The organism is Erythrobacter sp. MTPC3 (assembly GCF_042854385.1).
In the GTDB taxonomy this organism is placed as follows: Bacteria; Pseudomonadota; Alphaproteobacteria; order Sphingomonadales; family Sphingomonadaceae; genus Erythrobacter.
In genome coordinates, this window is sequence record NZ_BTGP01000002.1 from 178,754 (window position 1) to 196,050 (window position 17,297).

Below are 17,297 nucleotides of genomic sequence, written 5' to 3' on the forward strand. Positions count from 1 at the left end.
CGTTGATTTGGCGCGATGAGCGAACAAACCACCGAACCTCACTCAATCGGCGATGTTGTCGAAGTGCTGGATGAATTGGCCGATGCCGAGGATTCCGTGTCGTTTGGCGATGTGCTCGACAAGTTCGGCTCTCGCAGCTTTGCGCCCGTAATGATGATCATTGCTTTGACCGAGGCAACCCCGCTGGGCGCGATCCCCGGCGTGCCAAGCCTGCTGGCGCTGCTGATCCTTTTGATCGCGGTGCAGATGATTATGGGGCGCGGTCACATCTGGGTGCCCAAATGGATCGAAAACCGCTCGGTCGCCTCGCAGAAATTGGACAAGGCGACTGACAAAGTTACCGGCGTCGCTGACAAGCTCGACAATGTGGCGAAAGGCCGCATGGAAGGGTTAGCAAAAGGCCCCGCGCTAAGGGTCGCCGCTGCGATTATCATCGCGTTGTGCCTGATGGTGCCGCCGCTGGAGGTCCTGCCGTGGGCTAGCAGCGGCCCGATGCTGGCGATTGCGATGATCTCCCTTGCCATCATGGTGCGCGATGGACTTGCCATGCTGATCGCGTGGATCATCGCTGGCGCGGCGGCAGTCGGGATGGGGTACTACTATCTGTCGTCCGACGCTGCCGGCGGCGGTTTCCTTCCGTTCTAGAACCAGTTTCTGCGTGAAATCCGCCCACACTTGACCTGCACTCCAATGCCGCGCACATGTTTTGCGGGGACATTGGAGAGGCAAATGAGAAGTGCGAAAAGCGCGCTTGCACTGGCGGGTATTGCGGCATTATTCCTTCAGGGCTGCGATGATGTAAGTGCGGTCGATGCCGTGCAACGCGGCGACGGGGAGGGCGCGATAGAGCTCGCCGAATTTCCTGATCGCCCGTATTGGGGCGACACCCATCTGCACACGGATAACTCGGTCGATGCGTTCGGCTTTGGCGTGCGCCTTGGCCCGGAAGACGCGCTGCGTTTTGCCAGTGGAGAGGCGATTGCGGCGACCACCGGCACGCAGGCGAAACTGGCCCGGCCGCTCGATTTTCTGGTGATTGCTGACCATTCCGATGGTCTGGGCGCAACGCGGCGTTTGTACGATGCACCCCGGCTGGGCGTAATGGCGCAGGGCGATGAGACACTGCTGCGCTGGTATGACATGATGCACGAAAGCCCCGAGCAATCGCAGCTCGCCATTGCAGAGCTGATCACGGCGGCGGCAAACGGCACCCTGCCAGAGGCGTTGACCGATCCCGAGGCGGCAGAGGAAAACACGCGCGAAATCTGGGACAGCCATCTCGATATTCTGGATCGGTATAACAGGCCGGGCGTGTTCACGGCGTTTGCGGGCTTCGAATACACGCTGATGCCGGGCGGCAACAATTTGCACCGGGTCGTCATGTTCCGCGATGCCAGCGACCGCACGAAACAGGTCCTGCCCTATCCCGGTCTTTCCACCACGCCTGAGGGGCTGTGGGATTACATGGCCGCCTATGCCCGGAATACGGGCGGGAAAGCGCTGGCGATCCCGCACAATTCCAACCTTTCAAACGGCCTCATGTTTGAAATGACGATGCCCGACGGATCGCCCATGACAGCGGCCTACGCGGCCAAGCGGGCAGCGGCAGAGCCAGTGGTCGAAGTGACCCAGATCAAGGGTGATAGCGAGACGCACCCATTCCTTTCGCCAAACGATGAAATGGCAGGGTTTGGCGTCGCAGGCTGGGAACTGGGCAATTTGCCGCTGACTGCAAGGGCTACGCCGGACATGCTTGGCGGATCGTATGTCCGCGAGGCGCTGAAACGCGGGCTTTCGCTGGAGGAACAGCTGGGCGTGAACCCGTATGCTTTCGGTATGGTCGGTTCGACGGACAGCCACACTGCGCTCGCCACGGGTGATGAGGACAATTTCTGGGGCAAGCATACCGGCAACGAAGCCGACATTACTGATCGCGCGATGACTCCGCAAAACCTCGGCACGCGGGAGGGTCGGTTCGGCTGGAACTACCTTGCCGGAGGATACGCCGCAGCGTGGGCGCGCGGCAATACACGCGCGGAAATCTTCGACGCGTTTGCCCGGCGCGAGGTTTACGCCACGACGGGCCCGCGCATGAGCGTGCGCGTGTTTGGCGGGTTCGACTTTTCAGAGCAGGACTGGGACGGAGACTGGGTGCGCAAAGGCTACACTGAAGGCGTCCCGATGGGCGGCGAACTGGTCGCAGGCGGCAAAGCGCCTGGTTTCCTGATCGCGGCGCTGAAAGACCCAGACGGCGCAAATCTTGACCGGGTGCAGATCGTCAAAGGCTGGTTGGATGCAAACGGCGACTTGCAGGAGCGCGTTTACGACGCCGTGTGGAGCGATATGGACGCCCGCCCGCGCACCGGCGGACGTGTCCCTGCGGTTGGCGATACGGTGGACCGCAGCGATGCCACCTACACCAACGATATCGGAGCGTCTGAACTGCGCAGTTTCTGGACCGATCCCGATTACCGCGAAGGCCAGCGCGCGTTCTATTACGTCCGCGTTCTCGAAATCCCGACACCGCGCTGGACGTTGTTCGACGCGGTGCGGTTCGGCATCACGCTGAGCGAGGAGGCGATGGCTGATGCGGTCGCGCAGGAACGCGCCTACACCTCGCCGATCTGGCTCAAACCGGCCAGTTGAAGAGGCGAGCGTGACACTGCCGGGCTGGGCGCGCGAACCGCTTTTGCATTTTCTGGTCGCGGGCGGGTTTCTCTATGCCTTTTTCGTATGGACGGGCGGCATTGCCGCTGATCCGGCGTCGCGTGTGATTGATGTGGACCGCCCGCAGCAGGCGCTGCTTGCCGGGCAGTTCGAACGGACGATGGGCCGCGCGCCCACCGATGCCGAGCTTGACGCGCAGATCGAGCAATTCATCCGTGACGAGATACTCTACCGCGAGGCGCTGCGGCTGGGGCTGGACCAGAACGATGTTGTCGTGCGCCGCCGCCTCGTGGCAAAAATGGACATGGCCGCCGGAGCCGCCGCCGAAACAGCGCAGCCGGACGAGGAGACGCTGAGAGCCTTTTACAGGGCGAATCCCAATCTGTTCGCGGGCGCGGTGCTGGTCAGTTTCGATCAACTGGTCTTTCGCACCCGGGGCGAGGCGCAGGCTGCCGCTGCCGCGCTGGAGCAAGGGGCCGAATGGCAATCACTGGGCGAAGCATCGATGCTGCCCCAAACGCGTGACGCAGTGCCGTTAAACGAAGCGGAGAGCGTGTTCGGGCAGGTGTTTGCAGGCGCGCTCACACGCATTGAACCATCGCAGGATTGGCAGGGGCCGCTGCAATCAGGCGTCGGCTGGCATCTCCTCAGGCTGCGTGAGCGTTCTTCGCAGGAGGCCGCGTTTGATCAGATAAGGCCCCGCGTCGAGAATGCGTGGCGCAGCGCGGAAATTGCGGCGCGTAAAGACCGCGCCTTTGCTGTGCTGCGCGGTGCATACCGGATCGAGGTTGCCGAGTGATATGCCTTCGCAGCGCAATGGCGGCGTTTGCCATGCTCGCTTTTTCATTGATCGGCGCGCCGGCATCCGCCGATGAATTGCGCCCGGCAGTGATCGAACTGACCCAGCGCAGTGCAGGTAAATGGATTCTCGAATGGAAGTTGCCTGTCGCCGCGAATGCTGGCGGCATGGCAGGCGCTTACGCTGATCCGGTCATCCCGGATGGCTGCGCTTTCACTGCCGATCCGGTGCGCCGCGCCGCGCCGCTCGCTCTGCTGGGCAGCGCGCGATTGCGATGCGACAGCGATCTGTCGGACGGGCGCTTTGGCCTCGGCGGGCTTACCGGAAGAGCCGATGCGATTGCGCGGTTCGTGCCGCTGGACCGGCCTGTGCAGACATTCCGGCTAACCGCGGATGCGCCCGCAGCCCGGATTGCAGCGGAGCCGGATCGCTGGGCCGTTGCGGCCGATTATTTCGTGATCGGAACGGAGCATATCCTGCTGGGCTGGGATCACCTGTTGTTCGTGATCGCGCTTGCATTGCTGGTCCGCCGGGGCTGGGCCGTGGTAAAGGCGGCGACCGCGTTCACCGTGGCTCACTCCATCACGCTGACCGCGGCGACGCTGGGCTATACCGGCCTGCCGGGCCGCCCGGTCGAGGCGCTGATCGCGCTATCTATCGTGTTTCTGGCGGTGGAGCTGGTGCGCGCGGTCGGGCAGCCGGAACGCCTGACATGGACACGCCGCGCACCGTGGCTGGTCGCGTTCGTATTCGGATTGTTGCACGGGTTCGGTTTTGCCGGTGCGCTGGCGGAGATCGGCCTTCCGCAGACGGAGATTGCGAGCGCGCTGATCGCATTCAACCTTGGCGTGGAGGCGGGACAAATCGCGGTCATCGCGGTGCTGCTGGCGCTGGTCGCGGGTCTCACCCGGTTCGCGCCCAAGGCTGAAAATCCCGCAATCCGCATCGCCGCATATGGTATCGGAATTACCGGCAGTTTCTGGCTGATCGAGCGGGTAGTAAGTTAGCCCTCGTTCGGCTCGATACGGGGCGGCGTGCCGCCAAGAGCCTGCCACAATAGCACCCGCGCGCGTTCAGCGCGTCCAGCCGCCGCCGCTGCGCGGTCCCCGCTGGCATCCGCTGCACGGCGCGCCTCAAGCACTTCAAGGAAACTCGCCAGCCCGGCGGTGTAGCGCGAGTTCGCGATGCTCGCGGCGCGGTCCAGTTCGGCGCGCTCTTTTTCAGCGAGTGCGGCTTCGTTGTCGGCAGCTGCGATCAGGCCGTAGGCCGCTTCTGCATCGCCCAGCGCCTGAAACACTGCGCCGCGATAGACGGCAAAGGCGGCTTTCTTGTTCGCGGCGGCCCCGTCAATTTCCGCATCCAGCCGTCCGAAATCGAGCAGCGGCCCGGCCAATCCCGCGGCCAGCGTGCCGACGATGGAATCCTCGTCGAACAGGTCGCCGGGGCTGAATGCGAGCAGCCCGACGATGGCCGACAGGTTGAGGCTCGGAAAACGCGCCCGCGCACTCGCGGCAAGGTCGGCATCGGTCGCCGCCAGTTCCGCCATTGCGGCCAGCACATCGGGCCGATTGGCAAGCAGATCAGAGGGCAGGGTGCCCGGCACTGGGCCCAGATCAAACGCCGCAGCATCCGATGCCAGCGCGGCCGCAACCTCGCCGCCGGTTTGCCCGGTCAGCGTGATCAATCGGCCAATGATGCGCGCCCGCTCACTATTGAGCGCGGCCAACGCTGATCGGGAGGCGCTGGCGGCGGCTTCTGCCCGAATACGGTCAAAACCGGGCGCGATGCCTGCCTCTTCGCGGGTTCGGGCAAGATCGGCGAGGCGCATGGCAGCCTTAGTATCGGCGGTCAGCGCATCGGTGCGCGCTGCCAGCACGCGCCAGTCGATGACGCTGCCTGCGATTTCCGCGATCAGCGAATTGCGCACCGCAGCGGCTGATGCGCTGGCGCTGTCTATGCGGGCAATCGCTGCGCGTTCCTGCGATTTCAACCGGCCAAACAGATCGGCGTCCCATGTGGCGGTCAGGTTTGCCCCGTAGGAGACCTGCTCTGTTTCGATGAAGCTGGATGCGCCTTCGCCAAATTGTGCAGGATTGATGCGGGTGCCCGTCACGTTCGCATCGGCAGCGATGTTTGGGAGCCGCGCTGCGCCTGCGCCGCGCGCTCCGGCCCGCGCAGCCTCGACGCGTGCAATCGCTTCGGCAAGGCTGGGCGCATCGGCGATCGCCGCTTCGCTCAGAACCGCAAAAGCGGGGTCTTGTTCGGGCAGCAGGCTATCGACCGCGCCCGCCGTGTCCGCTTCGCCTGCATACAGGAATGTGGCGGGCAGATCGGGGGCGGGTGTGGCGATATCGGGCGGAGGACCGCCCGCACACGCGGCAAGCGCAAGGGCCAGCGATACAGAGATCAAGGGGCGCATGGGTTTCATTCTCACTCGCCCGCCGCTGCTGTGTCACCAGAACCGCCAGATTCGCGCGCCGGGATGAAGGCATCGACCTGCTGGCCTACACGGAAAGCATCGCTTTGGGGCAGCGCGTATATGAGCTGCAATACCCGCACATCGACCCGTTCAGCCGCACTGTTCGTAAGCTGGCGTTTGGGCACAACCTGCGGTTCGGCGCGCACGAAGGCGGCTTTCACCTGAAGCTCCGCCGCACCGCGCGGGGATACGACCGCATCCGCGCCAAGGTTCACACGGGGCGCTTCGTTCTCGTCGATATCGATGCGGACATGCAGCGGGACGGTTTCGCCCATCTGGATGATCGCTTCGGAATTGCCGCCCTGGGTCGACACGAATTCACCTGGCCGGATGTTCACCGAAAGGATCTCGCCTGTAATCGGCGCGCGAACGGTGAGCTGGCCGAGTTCCGTCCGCGCGCTGTTCGCCTGCGCCTGCGCCGAAGATAGCTGCGCGCGCGCAATGGCAAGGCGGCTTTGCGCGGCGGCGGCGTCTCCCTCTGCACGGATCACCTCAGCGCGGCTGACAGCGGCGGGATCGGAGATTTGGCGATAAAGCGCCAATTGTTCGTTGGCGGTGCGCTGCGCTGCTTGTGCTTCTACAATTGCAGCGCGGGCCTGAGCGATGGCGGCGCCTGTCTCTGTTATGCGAGCGCGTGCGGTGCGGTCATCGACGAGAAACAGCGGCTGGCCTTTTTCCACCCGGTCGCCCGGCTGGACCCGCAGGTCGGTGACCAGTCCCGACAGAGACGTGCCGATGTCGATAATCTCGCTTGATGGTTCGACCAGCCCGGCGCCTGCGACACGCGCAGAATCGGCCAGCTCTCCTGTCGCTTTGGGCGGTTGCTGGTCCGGCTCGGTCGTGGACCGGTCGGGCAGGCCGACAAAGATCAGATAGGCCGCGATGACGATCCCGATCAGTGCGGCGACCGGCAATATCTGGCGGGAAAAGCTCAAATTTTGGGGAAGGAGGGCCATGATTATCTCGACAGGCTGAAAAGGGAGGGCTGGGCAGAGGGCAGATTAGTGTCCATCGGGCATATCCTTGCCGTCATGGGTGACCTTACCGTCTTCCAGCACAAGGATGCGGTCGGCGAGGTCAAAGATGCGATTGTCGTGCGTCACGATGATGCAGGCGCGGTCGGGCGCAACGGCCACTTCGCGCAGCAGGTCCATGACGCGCCGGCCCGAGCTTGCGTCAAGCGCAGCGGTCGGTTCATCGCAGACCACAAGGCGAGGTTCATGCACGAGCGCGCGGGCAATCGCGACGCGCTGTTGCTGACCGCCGGAAAGCTGGCTGGGCAGTTTGTCCGCCTGATCGCCAATATTGAGCTTTTCCAGCAGCTCTTTGGCCTTCTCGCGCGCGGGCCCGATATCCATGCCCTGCGCAATCAGCGGGACGGCGGCGTTGGCTGCGGCATCAATCGACGGGATGAGATTGTACTGCTGGAAAATGAAGCCGATATTCTCGAGCCGGAAATTGACCAGATCGCTGTCCGACAGGTTGTAGATGTCGGTGCCAAACACCTTCACTTCGCCCTCGGTGGGCCACAAAATGCCGCACATGATCGAGATCAGCGTCGTTTTGCCTGACCCGCTTTCACCGACGACGAATGTCATCTCGCCTGAGCGAATGTCTGTGTCGATGCCGTGGAGCACGCGAATGGTGGACTGGCCGGCCTGAAAATCACGCACGATGCCGCGAGCGCAGATGGCTGCTTCTGGCGAGCATCCGCCGATTGCGCTGGTGTCCATGGGTTTTGAATTGTCTGCCATCGCGATTATCTGAACACCGCCGCCGGTTCCGTGCTCAGCACGCTGCGCAGCGCGATAAAGCCGGTGATCGCCAGAATTACGATAACCGCGACAAGGCTGATGAGCGGGATCTGCCATGGGATATAGAACCCCTTGAAAAACGGATTGCCGCTAAACCCGTATATGAACGCGACCGTGCCGATCACGCCGAGCGCATAGCCGACAATACCGACAAGGGCGGCCTGCGCTGCGACCATGCGGACAATCTTGCCATTGGTCACGCCGATGGCTTTCAGCGCGCCGAATTGCTTGATATTGTCACGAATGAAGAGGCTGAATGTCAGCCCCACAATTGCAACGCCGACAACAAAGCCGAGCACCACCGTGATGCCGAAATTGGTCGGGATGCCGGTGTTCTGCACGATGAAATCGACACCGGCCTGCGCAAATTCCTCGCGCGTTTCGGCTTTCAGACCGGTTTGATTCTCGATCCGTTCGGCAATTTCTGTTGCGGAGAGACCGTCCGATGCCCCGGCGAGGACGAATGTCAGCCGGTTGCGCGTTCCCGGCACGTAATTCAGCGCCTGGCTGTATTTCGTATAAAGCACGACCTGACTGGTGAAGCTGGGGATGGAATCCGCTACCCCGCGAATAACCGCGCGCTGATCGTTCAGCTCCAGCCGTTCACCGATGGGGTCTGCGCCGGCTTCGAACAGGTTTACCACGCCGCCATCGTCGATGATCACCGATCCGGGCTGCGACAGCACATCGGCCGATCCTTCAATCATGTTTTCGGGCATCCCGATCAGCGTCGCATCATCCACGCCAATAATCGCAACGCCTTCCAGATCGCCAGAGCGCGTGCGCACCGATGCGACGGCGCGCAAATGCGGCACGGCCCATTCGACACCGGGGACAGATCGCACCTGATCCAGTGCGGTAGAAGGCATGGCATAGTTGACATCGGTGGTGCGGCTGACCGGGTCCATCACCCAGATTTCCGCCTCGGGCGCGTTGTAAACACCGCTCGCCCCGCGTTCGATTAAGTTGACGAAAATCGTCAGCTGCTGTGTGATGAGCAGTGTCGAAAACGCAATGCCGAACAGCAGTCCATAGAACTTTTGCGCATCGCCGGTCAGCATTCGTATTGCGATCCAGAGCACGAGCGGGGAACCTTTGTGTCGCGGTGGGGGTTGCGTTGGCGAAGGGCTTGATTAAATATTGAACGGTCGCGTTTAACTGAACGGAGTCGTTCACCTTGTCAACTGCTATTCGAAGAAGGCCTGGTCGCCCCTCCGATATCGCTAAAAAGCGATTGATCGTGGAAGCGGCTGCGCGCAGCTTTTTCGAAGACGGCTATGCGGCCAGTTCGATTGAGAAAATCGCTGCCGATGCCGGGGTTTCCAAGGTCACGATCTACAACAATTTCGGCGATAAACGCGCGCTTTTTACCGCCGCGGTCGAGCTGGAATGCGAAAAGATGCGCGGGCATTTCTCAATCGATGAAATGGAGCGCGGATCGATTCGCGACCGGCTGACCGTGATCGGAAAAGGGATGTTCGCGTTTTTATCGCGGCCAGAGATGATCCAGTTTGAACGCCGAATCGCAGCCGAAACAGAGCACGATGCCGCGATCGGCCACACGTTCTTAAAGGCTGGCCCGTGGCGCATGAAAAAGGCGTTCAGCGCCTTCCTCGCCCACGCATCTGCCAATGGCGAATTGACCATTAGCGATCCTGACCTTGCCGCAGAACAGTTTGTTTCAATGTGCAAGGGTATGGGCGATCTTGAACGGCGGTTCGGGGCAGACGTGCTGCCCGAAGACAGCGACCGCCGTATTGCAGGCGCAGTGGACGTTTTCCTTGCCGCGTATCAATCCGGCGGGCGCGACAGCCCGGCGTGACCGGACCAGATCGAAAAAATGCATCACTGCGTTCGAAATTTAACAGCCTGCGCGAATGCGCGCATTATCTTGCCATTCACCCGTGCGATCCTACATACTTGGGCGAGAAAGGAATCCCCTTACGATGAGTGACCCCAACGATCCGCAGCAGCAGCCACCCGAGGGCCAGAACCCGTGGATCAAACAATTGATGATCTGGGGCGGCATATTCCTCGCGCTGCTCCTTGTCGTTTCACTGTTTAACAATGCCGGGCAAAACCCCGGTACGGAAATTCAGTACTCCGAATTCCGCGCCCAGGTTGCCAATGGCGATGTGGAAGAAGTGGCGCTGGGATCGGACCTCATCACGGGTACCCTCAAAAACGGGCAGGCATTCCAGACCATACCGGTCCCCTCCGATACGCAGATCACGCAATTGCTGCAGGAAAACGACGTCAAGTTCTCAGGCAAACCGCGTGAGGAACCCAACCTGCTGCTTTACATCCTGTTCCAGTCGCTTCCGTTCATCCTGATACTGGGCATCGCGTTTTTCGCGCTGCGCCAGGTGCAGAAAGGCGGCGGCGGCGGCGCAATGGGCTTTGGCAAGTCGAAAGCAAAGATGCTTACCGAGCGTTCGGGCAAGGTTACCTTTGCCGACGTGGCGGGCATCGACGAAGCGCGCGAAGAGCTGGAAGAGGTCGTTGAATTTCTGAAAGACCCGCAACGCTTTTCAAAGCTGGGCGGCCAAATCCCGAAAGGCGCGCTGCTTGTCGGCTCGCCCGGTACAGGTAAAACGCTGCTTGCCCGAGCCATCGCTGGCGAGGCAGGCGTGCCGTTCTTCACCATTTCCGGCTCCGACTTTGTCGAAATGTTTGTCGGCGTTGGCGCAAGCCGTGTGCGCGACATGTTCGAACAGGCGAAGAAAAATGCGCCGTGCATCGTCTTCATCGACGAAATCGACGCGGTTGGCCGTTCGCGCGGCGGCGGTCTTGGCAACTCGAACGACGAACGCGAACAGACGCTCAACCAGTTGCTGGTCGAAATGGACGGTTTTGAAGCCAATGAAGGCATCATCATCGTTGCTGCGACAAACCGGCCCGACGTCCTTGACCCTGCCCTGCTGCGGCCGGGCCGTTTTGACCGTCAGGTGGTCGTACCCATCCCCGACATTGATGGGCGTGAAAAAATCCTCGGCGTGCACATGAAGAAGGTGCCGCTTGCGCCCGACGTGAATTCGCGCACGATTGCGCGCGGCACGCCCGGTTTCTCCGGCGCGGACCTCGCCAATCTGGTGAACGAGGCTGCCCTGCTGGCCGCACGCCGTAACAAGCGGCTGGTTGCGATGCAGGAATTCGAGGATGCCAAGGACAAGGTCATGATGGGCGCGGAACGCCGGTCCATGGTGATGACCGATGACGAGAAGAAAATGACCGCCTATCACGAAGCCGGTCACGCGCTCGTCAGCGTCAATGAGCCTGCCTCCGATCCAATCCACAAGGCGACAATCATCCCGCGCGGCCGTGCGCTGGGCATGGTGATGCGCCTGCCGGAACGCGACAATTATTCGTATCACCGCGATAAAATGCACGCCAACCTTGCGGTTGCGATGGGCGGACGCGTTGCCGAAGAGATTATCTTCGGACACGACAAGGTGTCCTCTGGCGCATCGGGCGATATCCAGTATGCGACCGATCTGGCCCGCAGCATGGTCACCAAATGGGGCATGTCGGAAAAGCTCGGCCCGCTCCAGTACGAGGAAAGCCAGGAAGGCTACCTTGGCATGGGGCAAACATCGCGGACGATGGCGGGTGCTGAGACCAACAAGCTGATCGATGCCGAGATCAAGGAACTGGTCGAAGGTGGCCTGAAACGCGCCACCGACATCCTGACCGAGCAGGAAGACAAACTGCACCTGCTCGCCCAGGCGATGCTCGAATACGAAACGCTGACGGGTGATGAAATCAATCAGCTGCTCGATAACGGCAAGATCGACCGACCCGATGAACCCACCGGCCCAAGCGGCGCGGTGCAGCCATCGCACGGTTCGGCCATTCCGAAAGCCGGTAAACGGTTTGGCGGCAAGGATGGACCGGCCCCGCAAGGCGCCTGAAACCAATCCTGCTAATGCTTTTCACGAAAGGCCGTTCGGAGTGATCCGGACGGCCTTTGTTGTGAAGCTCCAGCGGCCAGCCGACAGCCGCCGGCCGTCAGAACGCGCCGAGCAGCAGGAGCGTCTGGAGGAAGAGCCCGAGCACCACGACGATGAACGCAAACATCGCGAAAAATCGCCAGATCGCCGATAGGCGGGACAGGCCATAAGCGTGCCGCAGATGCTTGTAGAGATGCAGCGGCGCAATGGTGGTGAGCAGCACGAAGATCAGCGCGCCGGACATCTGGGCCGCGCCGAGTAGCGACAATGCGATGAAAAACAGCGACATAAAGCTGAGCGAATAGGTGATGAAGATCGCATGGTCATACGCCTTATACCGGCGCTTCCACGCGAACATCAGCCACACGAACGGGATGGACAGCGGTATCAGCAGCCAGCTGAATTTGTAGCCGTTGGCCTGCATTTTGTAGATCATCAGGCTGGGGTTCTCGCGCCATTTTTCCAGCGCTGTATCGATCATACTTACGCCCGATTCCTTGACCGTAATCTGCGCGGTTCCGTCTTCATCCCCCGGCACGACGGCGACGGGTGCGTCCTCAAACCGCCGCAATTGCTCAAGGCCGTTTTCTGCCGAGGCGATTTCGGCAGCCAGATCGGCCCGCTCCGCCGACCCTTCGGGCATCGTCTCCAGCCTTTGTTTGGCCTCTGCAATTTTTGCAGCGCCCGCGATCTCAATGTCTTCGGCCGTGCCAGCAGCTCCTGCAGCTATCCACTCGGCAATGCCCTCTCCCCTGCCGCCCAGCAGTAACTGTTCCTCGGTCAAACCCTCACGCTCACGTTCCAGAGCCTCGTGGTCCTGCAATGACAGGTCGTCCTGCGCAAGCTCCTCATCAATCTCGGCAATGCGTTCTGAAACGCGTTTGCTTTCCTGTTCGACGAGGCGCTCTACCTGCTCGCGCGCATCGCCGCTGATGTCTGTGGGGGCCGTCAATCCCACCATCTGGAAGACCGCGAACATCGCAAAAATGCTGAACAGGAACATTGCCATCGGGCTGACAAACTTCGCGCGCTCGCCCTCGATGTATCGGCGGGTCAGCGCGCCCGGTTTGAAAATGAGCAGGGGAAGTGTGCGCCAGAACTTGCCATCGAGATGGAGAACGCCGTGAATGAGATCATGGCCGATCGCCGAAAGAGATCGGTGGATGTGCTGTTTCTGGCCGCAATGCTGGCAGTATTCACCCATTGGCTGCGCACCGCAATTGAGGCACGCGCCATCGAAGACGGCGGCGCCGCTGCTTGCTCCGGTGCTCGGCTCCACCGCGTGTCCGGCCAGCGACCCTTCGATGGCTGCGCCTAATCCTTCGGTAACGTCGCTCATGGGTCCCCCGGCTCGATCCGGCTATGGTTATAGGACCGCCGGCGCGCCGCGGGAAAGGGGTATGCTATTTTTTTGCGGCGAGCTTGCGTTCGATGGCGGTCCATAATTGCGCAAATGCGCGCGCGCCTGCCGAACGCGGAGCGATGGCGCCGACCGGCTGCTGGGTCACAGCGCACTGTTCAATCGCGCTGGCGAGCGGGATTGCAGGCCATTTCGGGTTCGCCTCGCGCGCCTGTTTGTGCAGGGTGCGGCGCATGTCGAGCATGGAGAGCACGGGCAGGATCGGCGGATGTTTCCTGCCGCTGCCCTTAACCTCTTCAACCACGGTTTCAAATGCGCGCGCGGAAAGCGGGGAAGGCGGTAGCGGCACGATCACCAGATCGGCGGCGCGCATGACCTGCGCGCTCAATTCATTGAGAACAGGCGGGCAGTCGAATATGATCCGGTCATAATCCTTGGCGAGCGTTTCGGTCAGCTTCGCCAGCCGTTTCTTCTTGCCAATGCTTCCCAGCTGGCGGCCCAGTGTGCGTATGCTTTCATCGGCGGGCAGCAGCGACAGATTGTCGAAAGCGGTTTTTCGGATGAGTTTTTCAGGCGCCTCGTCAGCGGTGAAGACTGACTGCGCGGCGCGTTTCTTTTTCGCTTCCACGCCCAGCAAAAACCCCGATCCATTGGCCGGGTCCAGATCCCACAGCAATGTCTCCCGCCGCGAAATGGTGGCCGCGCACCATGCCAGATTGACCGCCAACGTGGTCTTTCCGACGCCGCCTTTGACGCTATAGACTGCAATCGATGCCATGGTACCTAACCGGGATCCTCAACCTCATTTTGCCAAACCCATAGATGGTCTTTCGCCAATAAGCACGGCTGAAACGAAAAAGGCCGCCAAACCGGCAGCCTTTTCCAAAACGGGACAAATCGTCCCTGAATGATTGGTCCGATCAGCCGTCGTAATCGGCCCCGATTGAGGTCGAGCGGGTCGGCGCGCTTGCAGTGATCCTCAGGGCTTCGGCAGACTGGCTCAGCGAACCGATTTCATCAGCATCGTCCTCATCATCGGGAAGAATTTTCTGGAGACCGGTGATGAGCGATTCTTTCAGCTCTTTCGGCTTGATCGTCTGTTCCGCGATTTCACGCAGGGCGACAACCGGATTCTTGTCGCGGTCCCGTTCAAGCGTCAGTTCGCTGCCGCCCGAAATTTCGCGGGCGCGCTGTGCGGCCAGCAAAACCAGATCGAAACGGTTTGGAATTTTGTCGACACAATCTTCAACGGTTACGCGTGCCATCAGCGGGCCTTTTCAGTCGGATTTTTGGAGAATTACTAGCGGTCACCTACTGTTGGAGGGGCGCAGAGTCAAGGAAATGGCACCGAACGCGCGCTGGTGCGTTCCCCTAACGTGACACAAATGCAAGCGCCCGATCCATCCAAAACCCCAACCAGTGACTATCGGGACAGCGACAGCTTCCAGGTGGAGGCGCAGGGGCATGCATTTACCTTCTATCCGGCAGGCTCTGACAGGCTTGAGGCTCTGATCGATCATATCGACAAAACCGAGCGCACCTTGGACGTGTTCTATTACATGTTTCAGGATGATAGCTCGGGCCAGATGGTGCTCGATGCACTGGTCGCCGCTGCGAAACGCGGGGTGAAGGTCGCGCTTATTATTGACGATTTCGGCAGTGATGCGCCAGCAAGTTTCTTCGATCCCCTGGTTGAGGCCGGCGGCGATTTCAAGGTGTTTTCGGCCGACTGGAATGTCCGCTATCTCATCCGCAACCACCAGAAATTCGCTGTTGCAGACAATGTCCGCGTGATGACCGGCGGATCGAATGTCTCCGATCATTATTACAACCCGCCAGAGGACAATGGCTGGTGCGACCTTGGTGTCGCCATTGAGGGGGACATTGCAGAACGCTTCACCGAATGGTTCAAACTTCTGCATGAATGGACGCATGGTTCCGGTTCGCAATTGCGCACGGTGCGCAAAATGGTGCGAAACTGGGATCCGGGCGAGGGCAAGGTCCAGCTTTTGATGAGCGGACCGCTGGTCCGGCGTAGTCACTGGGCCTACCGTTTCAAAAAAGACCTCGCGAAAGCAAAGCGGCTAGACTTGGTGACGGCCTATTTCGGGCCGCCGCTAAGTATCCGGCGTCAGATCAGGAAGCTGGCACGGCGCGGAAAAGCGCGTCTCGTAACCGCTGGAAAATCGGATATCGACGCGACGATCTATGTCGCGCGCCTGTTTTACAAACGCCTGCTGAAAGCGGGCGCAAAGATTGTGGAATTCCAGCCGTGCAAGCTGCATATGAAACTACTGATCGCCGATGATGCGAGCTATTTCGGCAGCGCCAATCTCGACCGGCGATCAATCCGCATTAATATCGAGCTGATGGTGCGCGTAGAGGACGAGGCACTGGCAGAACGTCTGCGCGAATTTATCGGGCATCTGGAAAACGCCAGCGTGCATGTCGATGATAAATGGTACGCCGAACACAACCGGTTTTTCAACCGGCTGCGGTGGCGGTTTTATCATATGATCAGCCTGCTGGATTACCGTGTCGCCCGCGGGCTGTCGGGCACGAAATCGGCCTGATTATTCGTAAGCCCCCGCTTCTTTAGTTGTAACCAAAGTCCGAATAGTCTTTCATATTGGGCGAGGTGAACTTGGTAATCTCCGCCTGGAAATGCAGCGGCACATTGCCGGTCGAACCGTGGCGCTGTTTGGCAACGATCAGCGAAGCTTTGTTGCGGACATGCTCGAATTCTTCTTCCCATTGGCGGTATTTCGCCTCTGCATCGCTGGACACGAAACCGTTCGGGCCGGGGCCGTCGGGCCGCTTTGCCTCGTGATAGTAATCGTCGCGGTAGACAAACCACACCATATCGGCGTCCTGTTCGATAGAGCCGGATTCGCGCAGGTCGGACAGCATCGGGCGCTTGTCATCGCGCTGCTCGACCGCACGGCTCAGCTGGGACAGTGCGATAACCGGCACGCCCAGCTCTTTCGCAAGCGTTTTAAGCCCTCGGCTGATCTCGGAAATTTCGTTGACGCGGTTATCGTTGGCGCGGCCAGATCCCTGAAGCAATTGCAGGTAATCGACCACGATCAGCCCAATATCGTGCCGGCGTTTTAATCGGCGCGCGCGGGTGCGAAGTGCGCCGATGGTGAGCGCGGGCGTATCGTCGATATAGAGCGGCAATTCGGCGAGCCGCTGGCTGGCGAATGACAGTTTCTGGAAATCGTCGCGGCTCATCTTACCGCTTCTGAGCGATTCTGAACTGATCTCTGCCTGCTCTGCCAGAATACGCGTGGCCAGCTGGTCGGCGCTCATTTCCAGGCTGAAGAACGCAGCCGGTGCGCCAAAATTGAATTCGCCGCCATCGCGCTGCCAGTCGAGGTGAGCCTCGGCGCAATTAAACGCGATGTTGGTGGCGAGCGAGGTTTTGCCCATGCCCGGACGCCCGGCGAGGATGACGAGGTCGGAATTGTGCAGGCCCGATGTCTTTTGGTCGATGGAATCGAGCCCGGTTGTCTTGCCCGACAGGCCGCCGCCCGAATTCATCGCGGCCTCCGCCATTTTGATTGCGGTCAGCGCGGCATCGCGGAAACTGGAGGCCTCGCTTCCGGTTGCAGCGCCCTCTGCCACTTTGAACAGGTCGGCCTCTGCCTGGCTGATCCGGTCCATCGGATTGGTTTCTTCCGAAGTGTCCAGCGCCCCTTCGACAAGACCGCGTCCGACGCTCACAAGTTCGCGCAGCAAAGCGAGGTCATATATCTGCTGGGCGAGTTCGCGCGGCGCGAGCAAGCCGGCACCGTTGGCGGTCAGCTGCGCAAGATATTTCGGCCCGCCAAGTTCTTTCAGCGCCTCGTCCGCTTCGAAATAGGGGCGCAGGGTCACCGGTGACGCGGTGGCGTTGCGTTCGATCAGCGTGAGGATGCGTTCGAAAATACGTTCGTGCAGCGGTTCAAAGAAATGGTCGGCCCGGATCGGCGTCTGCAATTCTTCGATCACACGGTTGTCGATCAGCACCGCGCCAAGGAACGCAGCCTCCGCCTCAAGGTTGGAGGGAAGTTTGCGCGCGGTCGTGTCATCGCCTGCGACGAGTTGGAGTTTTTCAGCTTCGGCCATGACCCCTGATGCGATTTTTGCAGGCGATTTAGCAAGGCCAAAGCGGACCAATTTATTTTATTTCCGCCCGCTTGCATTGTGGATAGCGGGGATTGCCAATCGAAGTGCTTGAAGTGTG

15 protein-coding genes are annotated in these 17,297 nt (G+C 60.7%); 7 read left to right on the top strand and 8 right to left on the bottom strand.

From position 1 onward, the window contains the following. Positions 1 to 15 precede the first annotated feature (15 nt). The 4 genes from ACGHU1_RS03570 to ACGHU1_RS03585 all read left to right on the top strand — a co-directional run bounded on the left by ACGHU1_RS03570 (position 16) and on the right by ACGHU1_RS03585 (position 4,473). Positions 16 to 645 (top strand): exopolysaccharide biosynthesis protein, encoded by a 630-nt coding sequence (locus ACGHU1_RS03570; protein ID WP_390583529.1) that lies wholly within the window; start codon positions 16 to 18, stop codon positions 643 to 645. A gap of 84 nt (positions 646 to 729) precedes the next feature. Continuing rightward, a complete protein-coding gene (locus ACGHU1_RS03575; protein ID WP_390583531.1) occupies positions 730 to 2,646 on the top strand; it encodes a DUF3604 domain-containing protein in 1,917 nt (638 codons plus the stop codon). A 10-nt stretch (positions 2,647 to 2,656) separates the two neighbouring features. After that, positions 2,657 to 3,466, top strand: coding sequence for a peptidyl-prolyl cis-trans isomerase (locus ACGHU1_RS03580; RefSeq protein WP_390583533.1), 810 nt, complete (start codon positions 2,657 to 2,659; stop codon positions 3,464 to 3,466). 32 nt (positions 3,467 to 3,498) lie between these two features. Next, positions 3,499 to 4,473 (top strand): HupE/UreJ family protein, encoded by a 975-nt coding sequence (locus ACGHU1_RS03585; protein WP_390583535.1) that lies wholly within the window; start codon positions 3,499 to 3,501, stop codon positions 4,471 to 4,473. Here the strand turns inward: ACGHU1_RS03585 and ACGHU1_RS03590 are convergent. From ACGHU1_RS03590 to ACGHU1_RS03605, 4 genes are read right to left on the bottom strand one after another with little or no spacing between them, the layout of a single operon-like run. Next, on the bottom strand, positions 4,470 to 5,894 hold the full coding sequence (locus tag ACGHU1_RS03590; RefSeq protein ID WP_390583537.1) for an efflux transporter outer membrane subunit: 1,425 nt from the start codon (positions 5,892 to 5,894) through the stop codon (positions 4,470 to 4,472). The two genes, ACGHU1_RS03585 and ACGHU1_RS03590, sit on opposite strands and share 4 nt — an antisense overlap. Before the next feature lie 2 nt (positions 5,895 to 5,896). Next, the gene (locus ACGHU1_RS03595; RefSeq protein ID WP_390583539.1) at positions 5,897 to 6,901 is read right to left on the bottom strand and encodes an efflux RND transporter periplasmic adaptor subunit; all 1,005 of its coding nucleotides are present in this window, start codon (positions 6,899 to 6,901) and stop codon (positions 5,897 to 5,899) included. Positions 6,902 to 6,946: 45 nt separating this feature from the next. Beyond that, positions 6,947 to 7,699, bottom strand: a complete 753-nt coding sequence (locus tag ACGHU1_RS03600; protein ID WP_390583541.1) for an ABC transporter ATP-binding protein — start codon at positions 7,697 to 7,699, stop codon at positions 6,947 to 6,949. Positions 7,700 to 7,704: 5 nt separating this feature from the next. After that, positions 7,705 to 8,841, bottom strand: a complete 1,137-nt coding sequence (locus ACGHU1_RS03605) for an ABC transporter permease (protein WP_390583543.1) — start codon at positions 8,839 to 8,841, stop codon at positions 7,705 to 7,707. Between the two features lie 158 nt (positions 8,842 to 8,999). Between ACGHU1_RS03605 and ACGHU1_RS03610 the strand changes: the two genes are divergently transcribed. Next, entirely contained in the window at positions 9,000 to 9,581 is a 582-nt protein-coding gene (locus tag ACGHU1_RS03610) for a TetR/AcrR family transcriptional regulator (RefSeq protein ID WP_390583544.1), read from the top strand. A 124-nt stretch (positions 9,582 to 9,705) separates the two neighbouring features. Further along, the gene (gene ftsH, locus ACGHU1_RS03615; protein WP_390583546.1) at positions 9,706 to 11,670 is read left to right on the top strand and encodes an ATP-dependent zinc metalloprotease FtsH; all 1,965 of its coding nucleotides are present in this window, start codon (positions 9,706 to 9,708) and stop codon (positions 11,668 to 11,670) included. A 97-nt stretch (positions 11,671 to 11,767) separates the two neighbouring features. Here the strand turns inward: ftsH and ACGHU1_RS03620 are convergent, their stop codons facing one another. From ACGHU1_RS03620 to rpoZ, 3 genes are all read right to left on the bottom strand, one after another. After that, positions 11,768 to 13,048 carry a DUF3667 domain-containing protein gene (locus ACGHU1_RS03620; RefSeq protein ID WP_390583548.1) on the bottom strand — a complete coding sequence of 427 codons (1,281 nt, stop codon included), beginning with the start codon at positions 13,046 to 13,048 and terminating at the stop codon, positions 11,768 to 11,770. 64 nt (positions 13,049 to 13,112) lie between these two features. Beyond that, positions 13,113 to 13,847, bottom strand: coding sequence for a ParA family protein (locus ACGHU1_RS03625; RefSeq protein ID WP_390583549.1), 735 nt, complete (start codon positions 13,845 to 13,847; stop codon positions 13,113 to 13,115). A gap of 142 nt (positions 13,848 to 13,989) precedes the next feature. Then, positions 13,990 to 14,334: a DNA-directed RNA polymerase subunit omega gene (gene rpoZ, locus ACGHU1_RS03630; RefSeq protein ID WP_390583551.1), complete on the bottom strand. Its 345-nt coding sequence runs from the start codon at positions 14,332 to 14,334 to the stop codon at positions 13,990 to 13,992. Positions 14,335 to 14,454: 120 nt separating this feature from the next. Here rpoZ and ACGHU1_RS03635 point away from each other — a divergent pair, with 120 nt between their 5' ends. Continuing rightward, positions 14,455 to 15,642 carry a phosphatidylserine/phosphatidylglycerophosphate/cardiolipin synthase family protein gene (locus ACGHU1_RS03635; RefSeq protein WP_390583552.1) on the top strand — a complete coding sequence of 396 codons (1,188 nt, stop codon included), beginning with the start codon at positions 14,455 to 14,457 and terminating at the stop codon, positions 15,640 to 15,642. A gap of 22 nt (positions 15,643 to 15,664) precedes the next feature. On the opposite strand, the gene ACGHU1_RS03640 is transcribed toward ACGHU1_RS03635, so the two are convergent. After that, positions 15,665 to 17,179, bottom strand: a complete 1,515-nt coding sequence (locus ACGHU1_RS03640; protein WP_390583554.1) for a replicative DNA helicase — start codon at positions 17,177 to 17,179, stop codon at positions 15,665 to 15,667. Positions 17,180 to 17,297 lie beyond the last annotated feature (118 nt).